The sequence below is a fragment of the Arthrobacter sp. 2MCAF15 genome (genome assembly GCF_052115605.1).
GTDB lineage: Bacteria > Actinomycetota > Actinomycetes > Actinomycetales > Micrococcaceae > Arthrobacter.
This window is the reverse complement of sequence record NZ_JBFRGZ010000025.1, coordinates 30,474-54,749: the sequence shown is the minus strand read 5'-3', so window position 1 is coordinate 54,749 and position 24,276 is coordinate 30,474. Positions and strand designations below refer to the sequence as shown.

Below are 24,276 nucleotides of genomic sequence, written 5' to 3'. Positions count from 1 at the left end.
CAGGCGTCTTCCATGAACTGTCAGTCGGGCATTAACGTGGGACACGAGGACCTCCGAGCGCAAAGTGTGTGAACTAGACAGCTCCACTAAGCCCGGAGGTCCTCCTCGTTTTCAAGCCCAAAGTGTCAACAACGTCCCGGCGCAGTACAGCTAGACGCTACCACCCCGCGGGGCGCGCGGCCGATCCCGATGAACGGGATTCGATGCGTCAGCCGCGGGCTTCCGGAGTAACATCCGTCGTGGATGCCAGTGACGCCGTCGTACCATTCCGACCGCTGCGAAAGGGACCCCCAACCCGTGATGACAAGCCCATGAATGCCTGCCAGGGACTAATCCGGCCGTGGAGCGGGCGCTGCGACACTGGCCCCGTGGGACCGGCACTGTGAAGCTGCTCGCCGGGATGCTCACCATCGCGCCGGCCAACAAGGACCACCAGGTTGCCCTCCGCTGCGCCATCGGGGTGTTCGTTCCGCTGATCACCCTGGTGCTGCTGGACCGCCTCGACCTGGCAATCTTTGCCTCCTTCGGCGCCTTCACCGGGATCTATGGCCGCAATGAGCCGCACGCCCGGCGGCTGAATCTCCAGGTGCGGGCCGGTGGCCTGATGCTCCTGGTGATGTTCCTGGCCGCCCTCACCGCGCGTGTGGACGCTCTTGCAGGGCTGTCGGCGGCGGGCACCACCTGGGTCCTGGTCGGGACCACAACCCTGGTGGCCGGCGCCTGTTCCCTGGTGGTCGCCCTGTGGCGCCTTCGTCCCTCGGGCTCGCTCTTCCATATCTTCGCGTTCGCGGCCATCGCCTCAATCCCGAACCAGCCGCCGCTGTGGCAGGCCATGCTGGTGGCGGTGCTGACGGTCGCGTTCTCCCTGCTCATCGGGCTGTCATCGCGTGTGGCCAGGAGCCGCCGGACCCCATGGGTGTGGCCGGAACCCCTAAGGCTGACGCCGGGCCAGAAGCGCGCCGCGTGGCAGGAAAGCGGGGGCTACCTCGTGGCGGCAGGCCTGGCGGGCACGCTGGGGACCCTGGCCGGCGAATGGCTCGGCGTTGGCCACAACTACTGGGCGATGGTGGCCGCCGTCGTCCCGCTCGTGGGCCACACCACGCGGCACCGGGTCAGCCGGGGCCTGCAGCGCATCGCCGGGACCGCCCTGGGGCTGGTCCTGCTTGCCGGGATCCTGCTCCTGCAGCCGAACCCCTGGCAGACAGTGCTGGTGATCGCCACGTGCCAGTTCGGTGCCGAAATGTTCATCGCGCGGCAGTACATGCTGGCGCAGGTCTTTGTCACGCCCCTGGCCCTGACCTCGACGCTGCTCGTGGCACCCATCCCGCCCGGCATCCTGCTCCGCGACAGAATCGTCGAAACGATCATCGGGGCCGCCGTCGGCATCGCCGTCGTGCTGGCGCCCGGCGCCTGGCGACGCCTGACGAGCTAGTATCTACGGGATTCCGTGTGGCCGGGCCCTGCTGGCCTGCCTCTTCCTGTTGTGAGAGTCCTATCGCCCGAGGGTGTTGGGTGGGACACTTAAACCCATTCAACGGAAGGGGTGTGATGGCCAATTCGAACTCCGGCGACTCGGTGGTGGACCGCGTCCTGCGGCTGATTGCGGCCTTTCCGGAGGGTGTCACCTCGCTGCAGCTCTCGGAGCTGGCCGCGAGGGCGCAACTTCCCGTGACCACCGCGCACCGGTTGGCCCGGCAGCTTGCCGGCCACGGCCTGCTCGACGTCGGCCCCGGCGGTTCGGTCAGCCTGGGCCTGCGGCTCTGGGAGCTCGCCAACCGCAGTTCGCCCACCCTGGAGCTCCGCCAGGCGGCCCTGCCGTTTATGGAGGACATCCAGCAGGTGCTGAACCAAAACGTGAATCTCGCCGTGCTGGACGGCGCCGAGGTGCTCTTTGTGGAGCGGCTGTCCCGCCGGGGCTCCGCAGTCAACCGTGCGCAGGTGGCGGGCCGGATGCCCGTGCACGTGTCCTCCGCCGGTCTGGTGCTGATGGCCAACCAGCCCGCCACCGTCCAGGCCGAGTATCTCGGAGCGTTCAGCGACCCGGCCGGGCGGCTGGCCCCGGCCGAGCTCCGGGCCCTCCTTGGTGAGGCCGTCCGCCAGGGCTATGCGCAGCTGGCCGGCGTCGTCGATGCGGACACATGGGGCATCGCCGTCCCCGTGCTGGACCGCCGCAAGCGGGCCGTGGCGGCCCTCGGCGTCGTGGTTCCCCTCCGTGAGATGCGCCTGCAGGCGCTGATCCCGGCCCTCCAGACCGCGGCCCGCGGAATCGGGCGGCGGCTTGGCGAGCCCCGCGAAGCTGGCGGATTCCATTCAACGGGATCCATGTAACGTGCATTACGCCTGCGGGGGCACACTGTTAGCCGGACCACGAATACGGCTCCGGGACCGCCCGGACCCCGCGACGAAGCGAGACGCACATGGCACAGCGGAAAGTCATCACCACCCAGGTAGCGATCATGGGCGCCGGCCCGGCGGGGCTCATGCTGGCCCACCTGCTGGCCAAAGCCGGCATCGAATCCATCGTCGTCGAGCTCCGCAGCCACCAGGAGATCTCCGAAACGGTCCGCGCCGGCATCCTGGAGCACGGGTCGGTCAACCTGCTTGTAGACAGCGGTGTCTCCGACCGCGTGCTGCGTGAGGGCGACCGCCATGACGGCATCGAACTGCGCTTCAACGGCGAAAGCCACCGGATCGACTTCCAGGACCTCGTCGGCGAATCGGTGTGGCTCTACCCGCAGACGGATGTGTTCCTGGATCTCTCGGCACGGCGGAAGGCCGACGGCGGGGACGTCCGGTACGCCGTCAAGGAGGCCACCATCCATGACATCGAGGACGCGCCCAAGGTCTGGTTCACGGACGAGGAGGGCGTCGACTACGAGCTCCAGGCCGACTTCATCGCCGGCGCGGACGGTTCACGCAGCCACTGCCGCGCGCAGATCCCCGAGGCACGGCGCAAACGGTACTTCCACGAATACCCCTTTGCCTGGTTCGGCATCCTGGCCGAGGCCCCGCGCAGCTCCGCCGAGCTGATCTACGCCAACTCGGCGAACGGTTTCGCCCTGATCAGCCAGCGAACCGAGACGGTGCAACGGATGTACTTCCAGTGCGACCCCAGCGAGGACGCCAATAACTGGGACGAAGAACGCATCTGGGACGCCTTCCGCAGCCGCGTCAACGGCAACGGCTTCGAGGTGAAGGAAGGGCCCGTGATCGAGAAGACCGTCCTGAAGTTCCGCAGTTTTGTCCAGGCCCCCATGCGGCACGGCAAGCTGTTCCTCGCCGGCGACGCCGCGCACACCGTGCCGCCCACCGGGGCCAAAGGGCTGAACCTGGCGCTGAACGACGTCAAAGTCCTCTTCGATGGATTCGACAGCTTCTACTCGACCGGCTCCACCGCGCTCCTGGATGCCTACAGCGACCACGCGCTTGGCAGGGTGTGGAAAGCCCAGCAGTTCTCCTATTGGATGACCTCCATGCTGCACACGGCGGCCGACGCCGACGACTTTTCCCGGGCCCGCCAGCTTGGCGAGCTCCGGTCCGTGGTGTCATCCCGCCATGGCCGGGCCTATCTGGCGGAGGCCTATACGGGCTGGACGGGCGAGCGGTAGGGCCGAGTCCGAAGTCCTCCCGGAGGGTTCTTCCGCGGTGCATATTTTCCATCGACAGCCACCGGGGCCAGGACTACCCTTGAACCGTCCCAGCATGACCCGACAAAGATGACGGAGAGGTGCACGATCATGGGAACCGCAGAGAATGTTGAACTGGTCCGACGCGGGTACACGGCCTTCAACGCAGGGGATATGGCGACCCTCAGCGAGATGTTCGCGGAGGACGCAGTCTGGCACGTTGCCGGAAGCGGCGTGCTGTCCGGAACAAAACAGGGCCGGGACGCGGTCCTGGCGTACTTCGGTGAACTGGGCGCGCGCACCCAGGGTTCCTTCCAGGCAGACCTCGAGGACATCGTCGGCGGGGAAAAGTACACCGTCGCCATCCAGAAGACCCGCGCACAAAACAACGGCAAGACCTTGGACATGGCCACCGTCATCACGTTTGTGGTCCGCGACGGAAAGATCACCGAAGGGCGGGAGTTCTTCGAGGATACGGCCAAGGCAGACGACTTCTGGACCTGACCAAACAATCCGTGCGCTCTGGCCTAGTCCTGATCCAGGGTCTCGGTCAGGTGGTGCGTCGGAATCCGGTCCCGGTCATAGGTGATTTCGGTGTATCCGTGCGGCTCCGGTTTCCCGGACGGGCTCAGGTTCACAAAGACGATCTCCTCAATCGTGAGGATGCTGCGGCGGGTGATCATGTTCCGGACCTCGGCGCGCATGCTCAGCGACGTCCGGCCGAAGCGGGTAGCGGTCAGGCCCATTTCGATCAGGTCGCCCTGGACGGCGGAGCTGACGAAGTTGATTTCCGAAATGTACTTGGTGACGGCCCGGCCGTTGCCCAGCTGCAGGATGGCGTAAATCGCAGCCTCTTCGTCGATCCACTTCAGCAGGCTCCCGCCGAACAGGGTGCCATTGGCGTTGAGGTCCTCTGGCCGCACCCATTTGCGGGTGCGGAAAGTGATGTCGGCCGATTCCATAGTGCGAGGTTAGCCCACTCCGGAACGGCCCGGCGTTCTGTGACGGCGCCGGTCCGCGCCGCCGGTCCGCGCTGCCGGTGTGCGGTGCCGCGCGGCCTCACGCCATGGCGGTGTGCGCGGCGCTGTGCGAATCGATCGGCTTCGCGTAGCAATACGAGTGCTCCACGCCGATATACGGTCCGAAGTTCGGCACCGGGACGAAGCCCGAGTTCTCGTAGAACTGCCGTCCGTCGGTCTGCACCGAGCCCGCCTCCGCAGTCAGGGTGGTGATCCCCAGCGCGTGGGCGTGGGCTTCTAGGGCCGCCAGGATGGAACTCGCCACTCCGGAGCCGCGGGTGTAGGGCAGCACGTAGAGGCGCTTGATTTCGGCGGTCCGGGCGTCCAGCATGCGAAGGCCGCCGCAGCCCACCGGCTGGCCGGAGGCCTTGTCGTGTGCCACCAGGAACACCGCCGTGTCCGCTTCCGACGGCGGCGGGCCGGGTTCGTGGTCCGGCCGGCCGAAGCGGGCCTCGAGTTCCGCCTGCTGGGCGGCCCTCAGGTCCGCACCGACGGGATTCGCCCAGGTGACCTGACGGATGTTGAGCCGCGGATTGGTCTGCATGACTGCCTCGATTCGCCGAAGTGTTATGCAGTCCAAGGCTAGGCACCAGCCGTTTCGGCCGTGTTTCCTGCCGGTAAGAGTCGGGAGAACTGTGTATGGATGGATGGCGGTGCAGTTCCATCTTTCGGCTCGACTTCCGGGTGGGCTTGGGGACGGCCGCTGCCTAGCGGCGCACGAGTGTCCGCAGGAGTTTCAGCGCCACGGAGATCGAGGCGATATCCACTTGCCCCGGTTTGGTCACTTCCGCGAAGGTGTCCTTGATCCGTCCCAGCTGCTCCTGATGCCCGCGTTCCCACACCACGATGCGCTCCACGGAATCGGACGTGCCGTTGTCTGCGGCGCCGGGGCCTCGGGCAGTCTCCATCACAGAGACAGTCATGTCCGCTACGGCGGAATACACATCATCGCGCAAGGCGGCCCGTGCGAGGGCGTCCCAGCGGCTGTGCCGCGGCAGGTCGGTGATGCTGAGCAGCAGGTTCGCGGCTCCGATTCGCTGGAACACCGCGTAGTACACGTCGGCGATGGTGGCGATCGGTTCACGGACCTGTTCAGAGATCAGGGAGATGTCCAGCAGCCCGAAGCTCTCCAGCAGGTCCGAGAAGCGCAGGCCCAGCTCACGGGGCATCCCCACGGCGTCCCAATGCGCGAGCCGCTCTTGCGCGCGGTCCAGGTCGGAGCCCCGGAGGTAGTCCAAGGTGCAGGTCCGCAGCATCTCCAGTGTGGGCATGATCCTGCCCAGGGCCTCGTCCACCGGCTGGTCGCGATGGTCGTGCGTCACGTACCACCGCGTGGCCCGGTCGAGGACCCTGCGCATGTGCAGGGTCGCTTCGGCGACGTAGTCGTTCGGATATCCGGCGGGGAGTGTGGCCAGCCGGTTGACGATCCACGGCAGGTCGTAGGCCTCCCGCGTCACCACGAAGGCCCTGGCAACGCTGGCGGCCGTCGCCGTCGTTTCCTCGACGGCGCGGAAGGCGAACGTGATTCCGCCGAGGTTGATCATGTCGTTTGCCACCACGGTGCACACGATCTGGCGGCGCAGCGGATGATCTTCCAGCTCTGCTTCAAAGCGCTCGGACAGCTGGGGCGGGAAATAGCCGCGGAGGACGCGGCGGAACCACGGGTCCTCGGCAAGGTCGCTGGCGTTGAGTTCCGCCGCCAGTTCGATCTTGGCGTATGCCGCCAGCACCGACAGCTCTGGCGCGGTCAGGCCCTCCCCTGATTTCAGCCGTGCCCGGAGTTGTTCGTTGCTTGGCAGGCCCTCCAGCCTGCGGTCAAGGTCGGTGGCGTTCTCCAGCCAATCCATGGTCCGTTCGAAGCCCGGACTCCACTCCCGCACCAAGTGCCGGTCGTTGATAAGCAGGACATTCTGGTCCGCGTTGTTGGCCAGGACAAGACGGGCCACCTCGTCCGTGAGGGACTGCAGGAAGCCGGTGCGATCCGACGGCGGCATCTTTCCCGCCGCGATCATCCGGTCCACGAAGATCTTGATGTTTACCTCATGATCCGAGCAGTCCACGCCCGCCGAGTTGTCGATCGCATCGGTATTGAGCAGGACGCCGGACAAGGCGGCCTCAATCCGCCCGAGCTGCGTGATTCCCAGGTTCCCGCCCTCGGCGATGATCTTCGCCCGCACCTCATTGCCGTTGACCCTGACAGGGTCGTTGGCCTTGTCGCTAACCTCCGCGCTGGACTCCGACGAGGCCTTGACATAAGTTCCGATGCCTCCGTTGTACAGGAGGTCCACGGGCGCCCGGAGAATGGCCTGAAGCAATCCATGGGGCGGCAGCGACACGGTGCCCGGTTCCAGGCCGAGTGAGCTCCTGACTTGTTCGGTAATGACGATGGACTTGGCACGGCGGGAGTGGACACCACCGCCGTCGCTGATCAGCGCTGGATCGTAGTCCGCCCAGGACGAGCGGGGGAGGGCAAAGAGCCGCCGCCGTTCCTCGAAGGAGGCCTCCGCATCCGGTGCCGGGTCAAGGAAGATGTGGCGGTGATCGAAAGCCGCTACCAGCCGGATGTGGCGGGAGAGAAGCAGCCCGTTCCCAAAGACGTCGCCGCCCATATCGCCGATGCCGGCTACGGTGAAGTCCTCTTCCTGGCAGTCCATCCCGAGCTCGCGGAAATGGTGTTTTACCGATTCCCAGGCCCCGCGGGCCGTGATGCCCATCTGCTTATGGTCATAACCCACGGTCCCGCCGGACGCGAAGGCATCGCCCAGCCAGAACCCATACTCCGCCGCGACACCGTTCGCAGCATCGGAAAATGACGCCGTTCCCTTGTCCGCCGCCACCACAAGGTAATAGTCGTCGACGTCGTGCCGCACCACGCGCGGCGGGGGAACCACCGATTCGCCGTGCGCGGTGGCGACCAGGTTGTCGGTGACATCCAGCAGCCCGCGGACGAATATCCGGTAGCACTCCAGGCCCTCCGTCAGCCACGCGTCGCGGTCCAAGGACGGGTCCGGCAACTGTTTGGGATAAAAACCGCCCTTGGCGCCGGTGGGTACGATCACCGAGTTCTTAACGTTCTGCGCCTTGACCAGGCCCAGAACCTCGGTGCGGAAATCCTCGCTTCGGTCGGACCAGCGCAACCCACCCCTTGCCAGTGCCCCGAAGCGCAGGTGCACGCCTTCCACGCGGGGCGAATACACCCAGACTTCGTACTTGGGACGGGGAAGCGGCGCACCCGCGATCGCGGAAGGGTTCAGCTTGAAACTCAGGTGGGGCCTGGCCTGGAAGTAGTTCGTGCGGAGCGTGGATTCCACCAGGTTCATGAAGGTGCGCAGCAGCCGGTCGGCGTCGAGGACGGGGATGTCCTCGATCGCGGCCAGCAGGTCCCTCCGGGCCGCGTCGGTGTCCCTGAACCGGCGTGGCGCCTCCAGATCGGGATCAAACTTGGCCCTGAACAGTGCCAGGAGAGCATGGGTTGCCCGGGCATTGGCCAGCAGCGTGTCGGCCATGAACCCGTAGGAGGTTGTGGTGCCCAACTGCTGCAGGTACTTGGCGTAGCTGCGCAGGATGGCCGCCTGCCGCCATTCGATGCCCTCCCGGAGGACAAGGCCGTCAAAGCGGTCCGATTCTGAGTCACCGCGCATGGCAGCTCCGAAGGCATCCCCCAGCAGCCCGCTGGTCCGGGCGGGATCCACGCCGGCCGGGTACCGGACGCCAAGGTCATAGAGGAACAGAGCCCGGTCGCCCCCGCGCACCACATCGAAGGGCCGTTGGTTCAGCACCTCCAGTCCGAGATTGTGGAAGAACGGCAGGATCCGCGTCAGGCTGTGGGCGGTGGTCAGGTAAAGCCGGATCCGTGCGTCTTCGGCCAGCGTCGGGGAGGCATCGGTGCGGACATAGACGGCCAGCTGGGGATCGTTCAGCTGCCGCCCGCCCGTGCCGTCGAGATCGAACCGCTCGAACGTCTTGATGTCCTCGACGGCGTCCTCGACTTCAAAATCAGCCCGGTAGCTGGCCGGGAAGGCGGCGGACCACAGCGCCGACAAACGGCTGGCCTCCGCCGACGGCAACCTGTCACGGAGCGCCTCGTCCAGGCCTTGGGCCCACGTCCGCGTTGCGCTAACAATGCTTCGCTCCACTGCGGCGGGGTCGACGTCGGGCATCCCACCGGCGGGCAACAGGATCCGGAAGAAGACCCGGGCCATCGGGGATTCACTTAGCCTGACTTCGAACTCGAGCGAGGAGGACCCGCAGGCCTGTTTAAGCTCGTGCTCAATCCGGAGGCGTACGGCCGTGCTATACCTGTGCCGGGGAAGGAATACCAGCGCGGTCATGAAACGCCGGTAGCTGTCAGCGCGCAGGAACACCCGGGTCTGGTGGTGGGCCTGCAGGCGCAGGATTTCACGGGCGAGCCCGGCAAGTTCATGCAGGTCCCGGTGGAACAGCTCGTCCAGGGGGAATGACTCGAGGACGGTGATGAGCTGCTTGCCAGGGTGGGAGGCCTCGGTGAAGCCAAAGCGCTCCTGGATGGCGCGCACCTTGTCCCGGATGACCGGGATGCGCCGCACGGACCGGCCCGTGGCACCCGGGGCGAAGAGGCCAACAAACCTGACCTCTCCCGTGGCCTTCCCGGCGCTGCTGAACGTCCGGACGAGGATTTCATCCAGGTAAGCCGGGCGGGGGACGGACGATCTCAGATCCGAAATGGAGATGGTGAGGACCTGCGGATGGGGCAGTCCCGTTACAGGCTGTCGGGCCTCCGGCCGCCCGTCCCTGAGCAGGCCGAGTCCCGCGCCGGGCAGCAACGACACAACATCCGGACGGTCCGCCGACGGGTATTCATATTCGCCGTATCCCAGGAACATGAAGTTGCCGCGATCCAGCCAGTCCAGGAGCTCACCGAGCTGCTCAGGAGTCGGCACCGTGCCGGCGGGCAGCCGGTCCAGGGAGTTGATGGTGCGTGCGAGACGGGCGTGGATGGCGGGAGTGTCATCGGCGACCAGCTGGACGTCCGCCAGGACACGCCGCACGTTGGCGGTGAGTTCCGCGATGGCCCGCGAGTCCGGCAGCCGGCCTATCTCTGCCGCCACCCATGTTTCGGATCTCCACCCCGGCGGATCTTGGTCGGTGCCTGTCGCCGCGTTGACGGGCATGCCGGCAATTCGGCCCGCCGGTCCGGGCTGCGGGGACCCATGCCGTACTTCCACCAACTGATCAGTCCGCGGATCACGCCGCACCAGAAAATTGGGATGCACCAGCAAACGAATGGACTCGTTTTGGCGGGCCAGCTCCGCGGTGAGCGAATGAATCAGGTGCGGTGTGGAGTCTGCAACCACCAGCAGGACGCTGGCGTCACTTTCGTTCAGGATGTCGATTGCCGCCGTGCCTGCCGGCCGGCTGTCGGCAAGTTCCGCATGGTGCCTGGAGCGCTGCTCCAGGTTTTCCGGACTGTAGCCTTGGAGGTCCTCCGGCGCAGCGTGCTCGTAGTAGGCCGCTAGGAACTGTTCATCGAAGCCGGGGAAGACGCTGGTGGGAGCGTGCCCGGGGTGTACCGATTTGCGTGACATGGGCCTGCGCCTCCACGGCGCGGGCCCAACCGCTTGCCGCGGCCGACCATCCTGTCCCCACGCCTGTTTTCATCATCGCCGCGTTCCGGTTAGCAGTCCAGTCCAGTCCAGTCCAGTTCAGTCCAGTCCCCGGCGGGCAGGCTTCGCCCGCCGGGGACTGACGGGCCCGCTACGCCAGACGGCCCGTGGGATCCTCCGCCGTCGGATCCGCCAGCGCCAAGCCGCCCACAGGGCTGTCGTCCCAGTGGATGAGCTCCCAGCCGCTGTCCGGGTCGCCGTCCAGTGCCACGATTCCGGTATTGTCCAGCGCGTGCTTGATGGCGAAGTCCGGTCCGATGTTGCCCGCCCGCATGCCGGCCCACACCCGGATGGCCGCGCCGTGGCTGACCACGGCGACGGATCCTGAGTTCCCCGAACCGTTTTCCCGCCCAGCGATCTTAGCCATCGCGGCGTCGTAGCGCTCAAAGAAATCCCGGCCGCTGGGACCGTCAGGCATCCGGCGGTCCAGGTCGCCGTCCGCCCAGGAAAAAATGGTGCCCATGTACCGCTTGTGCGATTCGTGGTCCGTCATCTTCTCCAGCGACCCGGCTTCGATCTCGTGAATGCCCTGGAGCACCTCGATTTCCAGCCCGTGCACCCGGGATAGGGGCGCGGCCGTGATCTGCGTCCGGATCAGGGTGGAGGCGTAAAGGGAGGCGATCCGCTCGTTCGCCAGGACGCGGGACAGCGCCTCGGCCTGGCGTTCGCCGAGTTCTGTCAGCCCGGGCCCCGGGTGCGCGGTGTCCAGCTGGCCAAGGACATTGCCGGGGGTCTGGCCGTGGCGGATGAGCAGGAGCCTCATTTGAGGTGGTCCACCAGCTGGTCGGCGATGCCCGTGTACTTGCCCGGGGTCAGGGCCAGCAGCCGGGCTTCGGCGTCGGCGGACAGGCCGAGGCCCTGGACGAATTCCTGCATCCGGGCAGCGTCCACGCGCTGCCCGCGGGTCAGGTCCTTGAGCCGCTCGTAGGGGTTCTCCATGCCTTCGACGCCGGCGATTGCCTCGGCGCGCATGACCATCTGGATGGCCTCGCCGAGGACTTCCCAGTTGGTGTCCAGGTCCGCGGCCAGCACGTCCTCGGCGACCTTGAGCCGGTCCAGGCCCTTGGCGACGTTCGAGATGGCGAGCAGCGAGTGGCCGAACGCCACGCCGATGTTGCGCTGCGAGGAGGAGTCGGTGAGGTCGCGCTGCCAGCGGGAGGTAACCAGGGTGGAGCCCAGCACGTCCAGCAGGCCGGAGGAGATCTCGAGGTTGGCCTCGGCGTTTTCGAAACGGATCGGGTTCACCTTGTGCGGCATGGTCGAGGAGCCGGTGGCACCCGCCACGGGGATCTGCACGAAGTAGCCGATCGAGATGTAGCTCCAGATGTCGGTGCAGACGTTGTGCAGGATGCGGTTGAAACGCGCGACGTCGGCATAGAGTTCGGCCTGCCAGTCGTGGCTTTCGATCTGGGTAGTCAGCGGGTTCCAGGTCAGGCCGAGGCCTTCGACGAAGCCCTTGGAGACGTTCTCCCAGTCGGCGCCCGGGACGGAGGCCACGTGGGCCGCGTACGTGCCGGTGGCGCCGTTGATCTTGCCGAGGTACTCGGTCCGGGCAATCCGGTCCAGCTGCCGGTTGAGGCGGTGCGCGATGACGGCCAGTTCCTTGCCCAGCGTGGTGGGAGTGGCGGGCTGGCCGTGGGTGCGGGAGAGCATCGGCACGGCGCGGTTGGCCTCGGCCATGGCGCTGATCTGGGCAACGAGGGCGCGGGCCGCAGGCAGCCATACGTCCTCCACGGCGCCCTTGACGCCGAGGGCGTAGGAGAGGTTGTTGATGTCCTCCGAGGTGCAGCCGAAGTGGACCATGGCGGTCAGGTGATCGATGCCGATGCCGGGCAGGCGGCGGCCGATGTAGTACTCCACCGCCTTGACGTCGTGCACCGTGACAGCCTCGATCTCGGCCAGCTCGGAGACGGATGCGGCGTCGAACTCGGTGACGATCGCGCGCAGCTGCTGCTGCTGTTCGGCCGTCAGCGGGCCGGCCCCCGGCAGGACGCTGTTGGCGGTCAGGTGGATCAGCCACTCAACTTCCACAGCCACACGGTCGCGGTTCAGGGCCGCCTCGGAAAGGTAGTCCACCAGCGGCGCGACGGCGGACTGGTAGCGGCCATCCAGCGGGCCGAGCGCGATCTGGTGGTCGGACGCGGCGAGGGCCAGGCGTCCGGATGGCGTGCGGGTATCAGCTGTGGCGGCAGTTTCAGGCATGTGCCGATTCTTTCACGAAGTGCCGCCGGGCCTTAAGCGCACCTTTTCTTATGACAGTGCCGTATGAATATCCCGGGCCGACGCCGGCGGCCTTCCGGGGGTTGTCCACATAGCCGGGCGGCGCCCTTCAGCCGGTCCCGGCCGCCCGTTAGCGTCGCTTCATGAGCAGTGGAATGACGCAGAACAGTTCGATATCACAGTCCAGTTGGATATCACCCGGACCGGCGGGCAGCGTTGCTGTTCTTGGCGTGACGGCCGCCGATGCCCTCGAGTGTGCTTCGCGCAGTTATGAAGTCCAGCAGCTCGCGGCACGCGTTGGGAGGTGCGCAGATGAAGTTGACGCCGTCATCGCCAGCCTCGCGCGCCTGGAACTGCAGACGTGGCAGTCGCCGGCCGGCCGCGCCTACCGGCTGACGCTGGCCCTGCACGCGGCGGCGCTGCGCCGGAGCCGGGACGCCCTGCTCGACGCCGTGGCCGCCGTGCTCCGGCATGCCCGGAACGTGACGCTCGCAGACCGGACCGGCCCCTGATGGCCGAGGTGACGCCGGCAGGCTCCGGCGGCACCCCCGGGGTTTCCGCGCCACCGGCTGACGGCAGCCTGCGCATCCGGGGCGGAATCGGAGGGGTGAGCTTCCAGTTTGAGGAGCTGCTGGCGGGCGCCGCGGCACTGGACGGGCTGGTCCGGCAATTGCAATGGGTTGAAACCGAGACCGATTCCGTCCGGCGGGCGCTGTTCCCCTACCAGTCCGACTCCTATGCCAGCGGCAGCAACGCCATCATTGCCGTGGGGGAGGCCGGCCGGAATGTCGGCCGCGTCCGCTCAGAACTCGGGCGCATCGGGGACGACGTCCGTGCCAGCCACCGCGAGTACGAATATGCCGAGGCCCGGAATGCCCTGCTGCTGCGGATGGGACTGCACGGCCCGGAGTACGGCGCAGCACCCGAGCCCTTCGCCCTGCCCGGGGTGCGCGGCACCGTTGAAGCCTGGATCGCCATGGCGCCCGGGAACCTCTCCGTGCTGCTTGGCCTGCCCCTGCCCTTGGCCGCCGTGGCCGGAGCAGTCAGCGGTCCCACTGACGTCCGCCGGATGGTTCGGGACACCTCGGATGCGCCGGGGCTCGCGTTCCTCAAGCCCCGGCCCGTCGACATCGTGGGTCGAGAGACGTTTTCGGCCAACGTCGATCTCTCTCCGGCCGGGCTGCTGCGGCGGGCCGGAGCGGTGGGGGAGCAGGAGGGGCGGATCGAGGTCATCGAGGCCGGCGGCGGGAGCCGGCCCGCGTGGGTGGTGATCATTCCCGGAACGCAGCAGGGCGGCCTGCCGGAGGGCACCAACCCCTTTGACTCCGCCGGAATCGCCGAGGCCCTGGGCTACGACTCGGCATCGACAGCTGAGGCGATCCGGCAGGCGGTGCGGAAGGCCGGAGCCCAGGCCGGTGACCAGCTCGTGGCCGTCGGCTACAGCCAGGGTGGGATCCACGCCATGAATCTGAGCAAGGACCGCGCTTTCCTGGCCGAGTACGATCTCAAGTTCGTGCTGACTGCGGGTTCTCCGGTTGGCGGAATCAACCCGGAGCCGGGGATCCGCAGCCTGCATCTGGAACACGAACAGGACTGGGTGCCCGGGGCGGACGGGCTGGCCAATCCTGATACCAGGGACCGGGTGACCGTGACCCTCACCAACCCGCTGGCCGTGCCGCCACTAAAGGACTTCGGTTTGGGGCCAGGGCACCGGCTGGAGAATTATGCCGACGGGGCTGCGCTCGTTTCAGCAAGCCGGGACAACACGCTGCGGGACTCGACGGCGGCACTGGCCGCAGTCGTCGGGACGGGAGGGGCGGCGACCGTGACCCGGTTTTCGCTCCGGCGCGAGGGCCGGCCGGCGCTGCGGGAAACGCGCGCAGGCCCGGGACCGCGGGGCGGCCCGGGAGCCCCTAGCGATCGAGGGCGGGAAGGAAGCTGGCCACAAGCGACACCACGCTGATGATGATGGCGGCGAACACCGCGGTCCAGAAGAACGAGTCGATGGTGAAGTGCACAGTGGTGTAGCTGCTGATCCAGGACGTCAGGTAGAGCATGCCGGCGTTGATGACAACCGTGAACAGGCCCAGGGTGAGGATGGTGATCGGAAGCGAGAGGATGCTCACGATGGGCTTGACGAAGGCATTGACCAGGCCGAAGATCAAGCCGATGAACAGGTAGCCCAGCACAACGTTGATGGTGCCGTCACCCTGGGTGGAAATATCCAGGCCGGTGAGGATCCAGCAGGCGATTGCCAAGGCCAGCCCGTTGATGATGACTCGAACGATGAATGAGCGCATGGCCCCATGCTGTCATACGCCCGGCCACAGCGGCAGGGATCATATCCTCCAATGGCGGCAGCGACCCGAAGTAGGCTAGTTGGCATGACTTCATCAGAGAACCCGGCCGGGGGCATCAGGCCCCGTCCGGTGGTAGACCTCCTGCCCCGCTACGCGGCCGGCAAACCGCCCGTCCCCGTGGAGGGCATGGTCAGCTACAAGCTTTCCTCCAACGAAAACCCTCTGCCCCCGATTCCTGCAGTGCAGCAGGCCATCGCGGCGCAGACTGACTTCAACCGCTATCCCGACCCGCTCAGCAGCAAGCTGCGTGAATCGCTCGCCCGCTTCCTGGACGTTCCCGCCGAGGACATCGTCACGGGCGCCGGCAGCCTTGGCGCCCTCAACCAGCTGCTGACCACCTTCGCCGGCCAGAACGACGACGGCAAAGCCGACGAGGTCATTTACGCGTGGCGCTCATTCGAGGCCTACCCGATCTGCGTCGGACTGGCGGGCGCCGAGAGCGTCCGCATCCCGCTGACGGCTGATGGGCGGCATGACCTTGAGGCCATGGCGGCCGCAGTTACCGCGCGGACCAGGATGATCCTGCTGTGCACGCCCAACAACCCGACCGGCCCCATCCTGACGTCCGAGGAAACGGAGCGCTTCATCAAGGCCGTTCCCGCCGACGTCGTGGTGGTCATCGATGAGGCCTACCAGGAATTTGTGCGCGACAACGATGCTGTGGACGGCATCGCAATGTACCGCAAGTACTCCAATGTCGTCGTCCTGCGGACGTTCTCGAAGGCCCACGGCCTCGCCGGGCTCCGGGTGGGCTACAGCGTCTCCCGGCCCGAGCTCACGCAGCACCTGCGGGTCGCCGCCACACCCTTCGCGGTGTCCCAAATCGCCGAAACTGCGGCGGTCACCTCGCTCGAGCACTTCGCTGACGTTGTAGAAAGGGTACAAAGTCTGGTTGACGAACGGGACCGGGTCGCGGCCGGACTGCGGGAACTCGGATGGTTCATTCCGGAGGCCCAGGGCAACTTCGTCTGGCTCAATCTGGGCGCAAACAGTGCGGAATTCGCCGCCCTGGCGGCGGAACGGGCGCTCTCCGTGCGTGCCTTCGGCGACGAGGGCGTGCGGGTCAGCATCGGCGAACCGGAAGCCAACACCCGGTTCCTGGAGCTCTGTGCGATCTATACAAAACCGCCACGGCGTTCCTAGTGCTTAACATGACGGGTCCTGGCCGCCCCGTGCGGATAAAGTAAGGACGAGTAAGCCAAAATATATGCCGGAGCGGGAATGTATTCCCGGTCCGGCATATATCCCAGCGATTGCGGCGCATTCGGATGCGGCAAGCAAGGAGACGGTATGGGCGCCACACATCTGCCCTCTACCGAGTTCGACGGAACCGAGATGGATGACCAGCTCGAGGCGGAAGCCGAGGCCCAAATGGGCGCTCCGGCCGAGCCGATGGTGCAGCTGCTGGGCCCTGACGGCACCCTGGGCTCCGACCCGGTTTTCTCGAAGTACGCCGAAAGGCTCGATCCCGATACGCTGCGCGGTTTCTATGCGGACATGGCCAAGATCCGCCGCTTCGACGTGGAGGCCACTGCCCTGCAGCGGCAGGGCCAGCTGGCGCTGTGGGTTCCGCTCACGGGCCAGGAGGCGGCCCAGATCGGCTCCGGCCGGGCCAGCCAGCCGCAGGACTACATCTTCCCGACCTACCGCGAGCACGGCGTTGCCCTGACACGCAATGTGGACCTGGCCGAGGTGCTGCGCCAGTTCAGGGGCGTCTCCAACGGCGGCTGGAACCCCAAGGACACAAACTTCCACCTCTACACGCTGGTCCTGGCCGCCCAGACCCCGCACGCCGTCGGCTATGCCATGGGCATCCAGCGGGATCAGAAGCTGGCGGCAGCCAACGCCATCGCCAGCGGTGAAACGGGACCGGCCGCGGAGCCGAAGGCCGCCGTCATGGTGTACTTCGGCGACGGCGCCAGTTCTGAAGGGGATGTCCATGAGTCCATGGTGTTCGCCTCGTCCTACCAGGCGCCCGTGGTCTTCTTCTGCCAGAACAACCACTGGGCCATCTCAGTGCCGACTTCGGTGCAGACGCGCATCCCGCTGGCCAACCGCGCCAAGGGCTACGGCTTCCCGGGCATCCGGGTGGACGGCAACGACGTAATCGCAGTGCACGCCGTCACGGAGTGGGCGCTGGAGCAGGCCCGCGAAGGCAACGGCCCGGTGCTGATCGAGGCGTTCACTTACCGCGTCGGGGCGCACACCACGGCCGATGACCCCACGAAGTACCGCGAATTCGCCGAGGAAACCCTGTGGCGGGCCAAGGATCCGCTGGAACGCCTGGAAAAGTACCTCCGTGCCGAGGGCCTCGCGGACGACGCCTTCTTCGAGGAGGTCAGGGCCGACGGCGACGAGCTCGCCGCCTATGTCCGCAAGACCACCCATGACCTGGAAACCCCGGACATCCGGACTGCCTTCGCCAACACGTACGTTGAGGCGCACCCGCTGGTGGCTGAGGAGCTGGCCTGGTTTGAGGAGTACAGCGCAGGGTTCGCCGACCAGGCGGAACCGGCCGAGGCAGAAACAGGGGCGGCCCAGTGACGACCACCATGACCATTGCGAAGGCTATCAACGAGGGCCTGCGGGCGACGCTGAACAACAACCCCCGCTCGCTGCTCATGGGCGAGGACATCGGGGCCCTCGGCGGCGTCTATCGCGTCACTGACGGTCTGATCGCCGAATTCGGTGCCGACCGCGTCGTCGATACCCCGCTGGCCGAATCCGGCATCATCGGCACCGCGATCGGACTCTCCCTGCGCGGCTACCAGCCGGTCTGCGAGATCCAGTTCGACGGCTTCGTGTTCCCCGGGTTCAACCAGATCACCACCCAGCTGGCCAAGATGCACTCGCGCAGCAACGGCAACCTGACCGTTCCGGTTGTCATCCGCATTCCGTACGGCGGCGGCATCGGCTCGATCGAGCACCACTCCGAATCGCCGGAGGCGCTGTTCGCCCACACGGCCGGCCTGCGCATCATCACGCCGTCCAACCCGCACGATGCCTACTGGATGATCCAGCAGGCCGTCGACTGCCAGGATCCGGTGATCGTGTTCGAGCCCAAGCGCCGCTACTGGCTCCGGGGCGAGGTGGACACCGAGACCCCGGGCGCGTCATCAGACCCCTTCAAGGCACACGTGCTCCGCGAGGGAACCGACGCCACTGTCGTCGTCTACGGTCCACTGGTGCCCGTGGCACTCGCTGCGGCCGAGGCCGCCGCCGAGGACGGCCACAGCGTCGAGGTAATCGATCTCCGTTCCATCTCGCCGATCGACTTCGACACCGTCACAGCCTCGGTCCGCAAGACCGGCCGGCTGATCGTGGCCCACGAGGCCCCCACGTTCGGCGGCATCGGCGGCGAAATTGCGGCCCGGATCAGCGAGCGGGCATTCCATTCGCTGGAGGCCCCCGTCATCCGTGTCGGCGGATTCCACATGCCCTATCCCGTGGCCAAGGTCGAAGAGGACTACCTGCCGGACATCGACCGCATCCTTGAGGCGCTGGACCGCGCCCTGGCGTACTGACGAGGACCCATGACGCTCAATAAGTTCAACCTTCCCGACGTCGGCGAAGGGCTGACGGAGGCCGAAATCGTCGCCTGGAAGGTCAAGGCCGGGGACACCGTGGCCATCAACGACGTCCTGTGCGAGATCGAGACGGCCAAGTCCCTGGTGGAACTTCCCTCACCATTCGCGGGAACCGTCACCGAACTGCTGGTTCCCGAGGGAGTCACGGTGGACGTCGGCACGCCGATCATCAGCGTGAGCGACGCCGTCGAAGCCCCGGCAGCCGAAGCTCCGGCACCGGCCGCTGCGGCCTCCGAAGCTCCGGCCACTCCTGCCCCCGTCGTCACGGCACCCATGTACGGCACCCTGCCGGCCGACCCGTCCGACGCCGGCGAGGCAGCCGGTCGCCCGGCCGCCGGTCCGCTGGTGGGATCCGGCCCCAAGGCCGACGCCGTCAAGCGCCGGCGGCGGATCTCCGCCCCGGCGGCACAGGGCCAGGAAGCCCCGTCCGCCCCGGCAAACCCCAGCGCCGGCCCTGCCGCGGCCCCAGCCATAACCGCTGCTGAGACCGTTGCCAAGACTGCGGGCGCGACTGCCGCCCCGGACGCCGGCACCGCCGACTCCTTTGACGCGCGCCCCACGTTGGGCGGTGCCATCAGCGGCCTGGTCGGCAAAGTGCTGGCCAAGCCGCCGGTCCGAAAGATCGCCCGGGATCTCGGGATCAACCTGGCCGACGTCGTACCCACCGGCGCCCGCGGGGAAGTGACCCGCGAGGACCTGGTGAGCTACCAGGCCCAGCGCGACGCCGAGGTGGACCAGGCGGACTCGTTCTGGGGCAAGTCCGGCCGGCCGCAGGACCAGCGGATCGAGCGGATCCCGGTCAAGGGAGTCCGCAAGGCCACTGCGAAAGCCATGGTGGAATCGGCGTTCTCGGCCCCGCACGTCAGCATCTTCGTGGACGTCGACGCCAGCCGCACCATGGAATTCGTCAAGCGCCTGAAGGCCTCCCGCGACTTCGAAGGCATCAGGGTCTCCCCGCTGCTGATCCTGGCCAAGGCAGTCATCTGGGCCGCGGCCCGGAACCCGAGCGTCAACGCGACCTGGGTGGACAACCCGGACGGCAGCGACTCCGCGGAGATCCACGTCAAGCACTTCATGAACCTGGGCATCGCCGCCGCCACGCCCCGCGGCCTGATGGTGCCCAACATCAAGAATGCCCAGGACCTCTCGCTCAAGCAGCTGGCCTTGGCCCTGAACGAGCTCGCCACCACGGCGCGCGCCGGCAAGACCCAGCCCGCCCAGATGCGGGGCGGCACGCTCACCGTGACCAACATCGGCGCCCTCGGGATCGACACCGGCACCCCGATCATCAACCCCGGCGAGGTCGCGATCGTGGCGTTCGGCACCATCAAGCAAAAGCCCTGGGTCCTGGACGGTGAAGTCATCCCGCGCTGGATCACCACCCTCGGCGGCTCCTTCGACCACCGCGTGGTGGACGGAGACCTCTCGGCACGCTTCATGGCCGACGTCGCCGCCATCCTGGAAGAGCCTGCACTTCTGCTGGACTAAACAGCCGGGCCACCCGGCAAGCCAGCCACGAAACGACAGAACCCCGCCGCTGAACGAGTCAGCGGCGGGGTTCTGTCTTTGCCAGGCGGAGTCTTTGTCAGGCGGTGTGTACCAGGCCGGGGCCCGATCAGGCCGAATGGCCGGCGCGGCTCAGGTTCCCGAGTAGGCGGCCAGCACCTGGGCCATCGCGGGATCGCCGCTCATGCTGGCCAGTGCCGCCGAGGCGGCAAACATCAGGCCCCCGAGCCCCAGGCTGCACGCGCTGATCCCGGTGAGGAATCTCCAGTCCTCGCGGAGCACGCTGCGCACGGTGTCGGGCATGCGCAGGCCCGGCGCAATCAGGTTGGGGGCACTGTCGGTTGAACCGTCATCCAGGAACGCCACAACGCGCCCGGCACCGCGGTCCACGCGCATGGCACTGATGTGGTTGCCATGACGGGCCAGCAGGATGTCGTGGCCAACCAGTTGGCGGCGCTGAAGAGTGAGCATTGGGCTCCCTTGATAGGTGGGGTTCTTGGATGTCCGCACCATCGCAGGGCACTTCCCATTTTACCGATCCGCCCCGGCCCGGGAGGCTGATCGGCGGTGAGGCTGCCCACGGGACCGGGTGATCCCCATCAAGTCCGGACACAGTCACGGCAGAACCGCGCCATCCTGTCCCGAAGGGACACACCGCCACTAGAGTGGCACCAGCCGCCGACAGCCCGGGCGGACGCGGATCAAAGGAGATGTTGCGTGTTTTCAAGCCCGTACCCCGACGTCGATGTTCCCAATCTCAGCATTTACGACTACCTCTTCGGCGCTCTTGCGGAGGAGGACCTGAACCGGGTCGCCGTCGTCGACGGCGCCAGCGGTGCGGAAACCACCTACCGTTCGCTCCGCGGGCAGATCGACGCCCTCGCCGGTGCCGTGGCCGCCCAGGGCCTCGGCGTGAACGGAGTGGCGGCCATCCTGTGCCCCAACATCCCCGCCTTTGCCACCGTCTTTCACGGCCTGCTGCGGGCGGGCGCCACGGTCACCACCATCAATTCGCTGTACACGGCGGACGAGATCGCCAACCAGCTGACCGACGCCGGCGCGGACTGGCTCTTCACGATCTCGGCGCTGCTGCCCGCCGCTCGGGAGGCCGTCGAAAGGACGGGGATCCCGGCGTCGCGGCTCGTGGTGCTCGACGGCGCCGCCGGCCACCCTGCGCTGGCCGACCTGCTCGCCGCAGGCGCCCCGGCGCCCAACGTCTCGTTCGATCCCGCCACGCATGTGGCCGTGCTGCCCTACTCCTCCGGCACCACGGGCCGGCCGAAGGGCGTCATGCTCAGCCACCGAAACCTGGTCGCCAACGTGGAACAGGCCAGGGGGCTGCTCGACGTCGGCCCCGAGGACCGGCTGCTGGCGCTGCTCCCGTTTTTCCACATCTACGGGCTGACCGTCCTGCTGAACCTCGCACTGCGCCAGCGGGCCAGGCTCGTCACGATGCCCAGGTTCGATCTGCCCGAGTTCCTGCGGATCATCCAGGACCACCGGTGCAGCTACCTGTTCATCGCACCCCCCGTGGCCGTGGCGCTGTCCAAGCACCCGCTGGTTGCCGAGTACGACCTTGGCTCGGTTCACACCACCCTCTCCGGCGCCGCGCCGCTGGACGGCGAGCTGGGCAGCCGACTGGCCGAACGCCTCGGCTGCCGGGTGCTGCAGGGCTATGGCATGACGGAGATGAGCCCGGTGTCGCACCTCATTCCGCGCGACAGCAGTGACGTGCCCGTCAGCTCCGTCGGGTACACCGTGCCGAACATGCAGTGCCGCCTGGTGGACCCGGCCACCGGTGAGGACATCGACGTGCCCGCGGAAGGATCCAGCGCGCCCGGGCACCTGTTGTGCCGCGGGCCGAACGTAATGCTCGGCTACCTGAACCGGCCGCAGGAAACCGCGGACACCCTGGACGCGGACGGCTTCCTGCACACCGGGGACATCGCCACGGTGCGGGCGGACGGCGTGGTGACGATCGTGGACCGGCTCAAGGAACTGATCAAGTACAACGGCTACCAGATTGCCCCGGCGGAACTTGAGGCGCTGCTCCTGACCCACCCCGGGATTGCCGACTCGGCGGTAGTCGGATTCCTCGACGCCGACGGCCAGGAAGTGCCCAAGGCGTTCGTCGTGCGCCAGCACGGCGCGGAGGGCGACGCCCTGGACCTGGAGAGTGTCATGGCCTTCGTGGCGGCCAAGGTGGCCCCGTTCAAGAAGATCCGCCGCGTGGAGTTCATCGAGGCGGTGCCCAAGTCCGCCTCAGGAAAAATCCTGCGGCGGATGCTTAAGACAGCAGAGCCGGCCGCGGTGCCAGAGAATCGAGCGGTGCCAGAGAAGCAGTAGCGCCCTAGCCGACGTCGGTCTTGGCGATGTAGACGTCGCAGGGGGCGTTGTGGGCCACGCTGTTCGCAACGCTCCCCAGGACGCGGCCGATCCCGGACATACGGCGGTTGCCGACTACGATCATCCGGGCACTGGTCCGTTCGGCTTCGCGGATCAGGGCCTCGGCCGGCTTGCCCCGCGCGGCGGCGTAGGTGACATTGGTGTCCGGGCGGCGCAGGCTGTCCGCCACCGTCCGCGCGACCTTCTCTGCGTTGCCCGCGTCAGAAACGATCCACTGGTCACTGCCGCTGCCGAAGACCTCGGTCCTGTCGCTGTCAAAGGCGCTGACCACGTGAAGTGTCGCCCCCACGGACACTGCGAGGTCGCGCGCAGTGTGCGCCGCCCGCAGGGCAGTCTCACTGCCGTCGACGCCGACAACGATAATTCCGGTCATGGACCGCTCCCTCTGTCGATGAGTAATGCCGTTCACTAAGCCCGGCCGGTCTACACGCTACCGGTCCTGGCGCGCCAAGTTTGACGTTGCTGCTTTCGCCTTGCCGCTTTAACGTTGCTGTTTTGACGTTGCTGCCTTGACGTTACAGTGCAGCCACTGCTTCCCGCAGGACCGGCGCGAGCCGGCGGACGCCCTCGCGGATCGATTCCGGCGGCACCGCGCTGAACGCCAGCCGGATCTTGTTCGACGTGTCGTCCGAGGAAGTGAAGGCCGCTCCCGGGATGAAGACGACGCCGGCGTCGATCGCCTTTTTCAGCAACGGGTACGTGTCCACGCCCTCGGGCAGGGTGACCCACACGAAGAAGCCGCCGTCCGGGTGCGTCCAGCTCAGTCCTTCCGGCATGAACTCAGCCAGGGCGGCAAGCATTGCCTCGCAGCGTTCCTTGTAGAGCCCGCGGTAGGTCTTGATCTGGCCGAGCCAGTCATAGTCGCGCAGATAGGCCGACACCAGCATCTGGTTCAGCGTCGGCGGGCACAGGGTGACGGCCTCCGACGCCAGGTAGTAGCGGCGTTGCAGGTGGGCCGGAACGAGGGCCCAGCCGATCCGCAGGCCCGGGGCGAAGATCTTCGAAAAGGACCCCATGTAGATGACGTCATCCGGATTGGCTGCCCGCAGGGGCGTCAGCGGCTTGCCGTCGAAGCGCAGCAGGCCGTACGRGTTGTCCTCCAGGACCAAAATATTCGATCGCCGGCATATATCGACCACCGACTGCCGGCGTTCCGCGGACAGGGTGATCCCGGACGGGTTGTTGAAGCTGGGGATCGTGTAGAGGAACTTGATGTTCCGCCCGGCGGTCTGCAGGGCGGCGATCTTGGCCTCGAGGAGATCCGGGATGATGCCGTCGTCGTCCATCGGCACGGCCTGGACTTCCACCTGGTAGGCCTCGAACGTGTTGAGGGCGCCCACATAGGTGGGATCCTCAACGAGGACCACGTCCCCCGGGTTGCAGAAGACCTTGGTGGCCACATCCTGTGCGGACTGCGAGCCGGCCGTGATCACGATGTTCGCGGGGTCGGCGTCCAGGATTCCTTCCGCTGCCATGACCTCGCAGATCTGGGTCCGGAGTTCCTCGGTGCCCTGGCCGCCGCCATACTGCAGGGCCGTCATGCCCTGTTCGGCGATGATCTTCGCGGCCGTCTGGCCAAGGCGATCCAGGGGCAGGGACTGCAGGTAGGGGCTTCCGCCGGCGAGGGAAACGAGGCCGGGGCGCATCGAGATGTCGAAAACGTCCCGGACTGCCGACTGCTTGATATTTGCTGCGCGCTCCGAGAACAGGATCTCGTGGCGGTGGGCGGACGTAGCCGCACGTTCGATTGCGTCAATGGCCTCTGCCGGAAGTACTGCTGCGGCGGCATCAAGTGTTTCGTGGGTCACAGTCCCAAGGATACTACCCTTGTTGTCCGGGGGAAAACGATTGTTTTCCGAGGCGCGTTCCAGCCCAAGCTGTGCGCCCGGGCCCAAGCCCAGGGGTGGCCG

General features: G+C 67.0%; 20 protein-coding genes. 11 read left to right on the top strand and 9 right to left on the bottom strand.

The genetic code is table 11. The features are described from left to right. Positions 1–382: 382 nt before the first annotated feature. From AB4089_RS20880 to AB4089_RS20865, 4 genes are all read left to right on the top strand, one after another. Positions 383–1,432: an FUSC family protein gene (locus tag AB4089_RS20880; protein WP_441411187.1), complete on the top strand. Its 1,050-nt coding sequence runs from the start codon at positions 383–385 to the stop codon at positions 1,430–1,432. A 116-nt stretch (positions 1,433–1,548) separates the two neighbouring features. Next, positions 1,549–2,328 carry an IclR family transcriptional regulator gene (locus AB4089_RS20875; RefSeq protein ID WP_441411186.1) on the top strand — a complete coding sequence of 260 codons (780 nt, stop codon included), beginning with the start codon at positions 1,549–1,551 and terminating at the stop codon, positions 2,326–2,328. An 89-nt stretch (positions 2,329–2,417) separates the two neighbouring features. Beyond that, positions 2,418–3,608, top strand: a complete 1,191-nt coding sequence (locus AB4089_RS20870; protein WP_441411185.1) for a 4-hydroxybenzoate 3-monooxygenase — start codon at positions 2,418–2,420, stop codon at positions 3,606–3,608. Positions 3,609–3,737: 129 nt separating this feature from the next. Next, the gene (locus AB4089_RS20865; protein WP_441411184.1) at positions 3,738–4,130 is read left to right on the top strand and encodes a nuclear transport factor 2 family protein; all 393 of its coding nucleotides are present in this window, start codon (positions 3,738–3,740) and stop codon (positions 4,128–4,130) included. 23 nt (positions 4,131–4,153) lie between these two features. On the opposite strand, the gene AB4089_RS20860 is transcribed toward AB4089_RS20865, so the two are convergent. From AB4089_RS20860 to purB, 5 genes are all read right to left on the bottom strand, one after another. Then, a complete protein-coding gene (locus AB4089_RS20860) occupies positions 4,154–4,588 on the bottom strand; it encodes an acyl-CoA thioesterase (RefSeq protein WP_441411183.1) in 435 nt (144 codons plus the stop codon). A gap of 97 nt (positions 4,589–4,685) precedes the next feature. Continuing rightward, a complete protein-coding gene (locus tag AB4089_RS20855) occupies positions 4,686–5,189 on the bottom strand; it encodes a GNAT family N-acetyltransferase (RefSeq protein WP_441411182.1) in 504 nt (167 codons plus the stop codon). Between the two features lie 163 nt (positions 5,190–5,352). After that, a complete protein-coding gene (locus AB4089_RS20850; protein ID WP_441411181.1) occupies positions 5,353–10,209 on the bottom strand; it encodes an NAD-glutamate dehydrogenase in 4,857 nt (1,618 codons plus the stop codon). Positions 10,210–10,378: 169 nt separating this feature from the next. After that, positions 10,379–11,050: a histidine phosphatase family protein gene (locus tag AB4089_RS20845; RefSeq protein WP_441411180.1), complete on the bottom strand. Its 672-nt coding sequence runs from the start codon at positions 11,048–11,050 to the stop codon at positions 10,379–10,381. Continuing rightward, the gene (gene purB, locus AB4089_RS20840) at positions 11,047–12,489 is read right to left on the bottom strand and encodes an adenylosuccinate lyase (protein WP_441411179.1); all 1,443 of its coding nucleotides are present in this window, start codon (positions 12,487–12,489) and stop codon (positions 11,047–11,049) included. Before purB ends, AB4089_RS20845 begins: the two co-directional genes overlap by 4 nt. Before the next feature lie 248 nt (positions 12,490–12,737). Here purB and AB4089_RS20835 point away from each other — a divergent pair, with 248 nt between their 5' ends. Next, a complete protein-coding gene (locus tag AB4089_RS20835; RefSeq protein WP_441411178.1) occupies positions 12,738–13,019 on the top strand; it encodes a hypothetical protein in 282 nt (93 codons plus the stop codon). After that, on the top strand, positions 13,019–14,470 hold the full coding sequence (locus AB4089_RS20830; RefSeq protein ID WP_441411177.1) for a hypothetical protein: 1,452 nt from the start codon (positions 13,019–13,021) through the stop codon (positions 14,468–14,470). Before AB4089_RS20835 ends, AB4089_RS20830 begins: the two co-directional genes overlap by 1 nt. Here the strand turns inward: AB4089_RS20830 and AB4089_RS20825 are convergent. Next, positions 14,421–14,807, bottom strand: a complete 387-nt coding sequence (locus AB4089_RS20825) for a phage holin family protein (RefSeq protein ID WP_441411176.1) — start codon at positions 14,805–14,807, stop codon at positions 14,421–14,423. The genes AB4089_RS20830 and AB4089_RS20825 overlap by 50 nt on opposite strands. 84 nt (positions 14,808–14,891) lie before the next feature. Here AB4089_RS20825 and AB4089_RS20820 point away from each other — a divergent pair, with 84 nt between their 5' ends. The 4 genes from AB4089_RS20820 to AB4089_RS20805 all read left to right on the top strand — a co-directional run bounded on the left by AB4089_RS20820 (position 14,892) and on the right by AB4089_RS20805 (position 19,942). Next, positions 14,892–16,010 (top strand): histidinol-phosphate transaminase, encoded by a 1,119-nt coding sequence (locus tag AB4089_RS20820; RefSeq protein WP_441411175.1) that lies wholly within the window; start codon positions 14,892–14,894, stop codon positions 16,008–16,010. Between the two features lie 147 nt (positions 16,011–16,157). Beyond that, positions 16,158–17,411, top strand: a complete 1,254-nt coding sequence (locus AB4089_RS20815) for a thiamine pyrophosphate-dependent dehydrogenase E1 component subunit alpha (protein ID WP_441411174.1) — start codon at positions 16,158–16,160, stop codon at positions 17,409–17,411. A gap of 8 nt (positions 17,412–17,419) precedes the next feature. After that, positions 17,420–18,391: an alpha-ketoacid dehydrogenase subunit beta gene (locus AB4089_RS20810; protein ID WP_441411188.1), complete on the top strand. Its 972-nt coding sequence runs from the start codon at positions 17,420–17,422 to the stop codon at positions 18,389–18,391. A 9-nt stretch (positions 18,392–18,400) separates the two neighbouring features. Further along, positions 18,401–19,942, top strand: coding sequence for a dihydrolipoamide acetyltransferase family protein (locus AB4089_RS20805; RefSeq protein WP_441411173.1), 1,542 nt, complete (start codon positions 18,401–18,403; stop codon positions 19,940–19,942). A gap of 150 nt (positions 19,943–20,092) precedes the next feature. On the opposite strand, the gene AB4089_RS20800 is transcribed toward AB4089_RS20805, so the two are convergent. Continuing rightward, on the bottom strand, positions 20,093–20,431 hold the full coding sequence (locus AB4089_RS20800) for a hypothetical protein (RefSeq protein WP_441411172.1): 339 nt from the start codon (positions 20,429–20,431) through the stop codon (positions 20,093–20,095). A gap of 246 nt (positions 20,432–20,677) precedes the next feature. On the opposite strand from AB4089_RS20800, the gene AB4089_RS20795 reads away from it, so the two are divergent. Then, a complete protein-coding gene (locus tag AB4089_RS20795; RefSeq protein WP_441411171.1) occupies positions 20,678–22,306 on the top strand; it encodes an AMP-binding protein in 1,629 nt (542 codons plus the stop codon). 4 nt (positions 22,307–22,310) lie between these two features. Here AB4089_RS20795 and AB4089_RS20790 read toward each other — a convergent pair whose 3' ends face one another. After that, entirely contained in the window at positions 22,311–22,739 is a 429-nt protein-coding gene (locus AB4089_RS20790) for a universal stress protein (RefSeq protein WP_441411170.1), read from the bottom strand. 142 nt (positions 22,740–22,881) lie between these two features. After that, the gene (locus tag AB4089_RS20785; protein WP_441411169.1) at positions 22,882–24,174 is read right to left on the bottom strand and encodes an aminotransferase-like domain-containing protein; all 1,293 of its coding nucleotides are present in this window, start codon (positions 24,172–24,174) and stop codon (positions 22,882–22,884) included. Between the last annotated feature and the right edge of the window lie 102 nt (positions 24,175–24,276).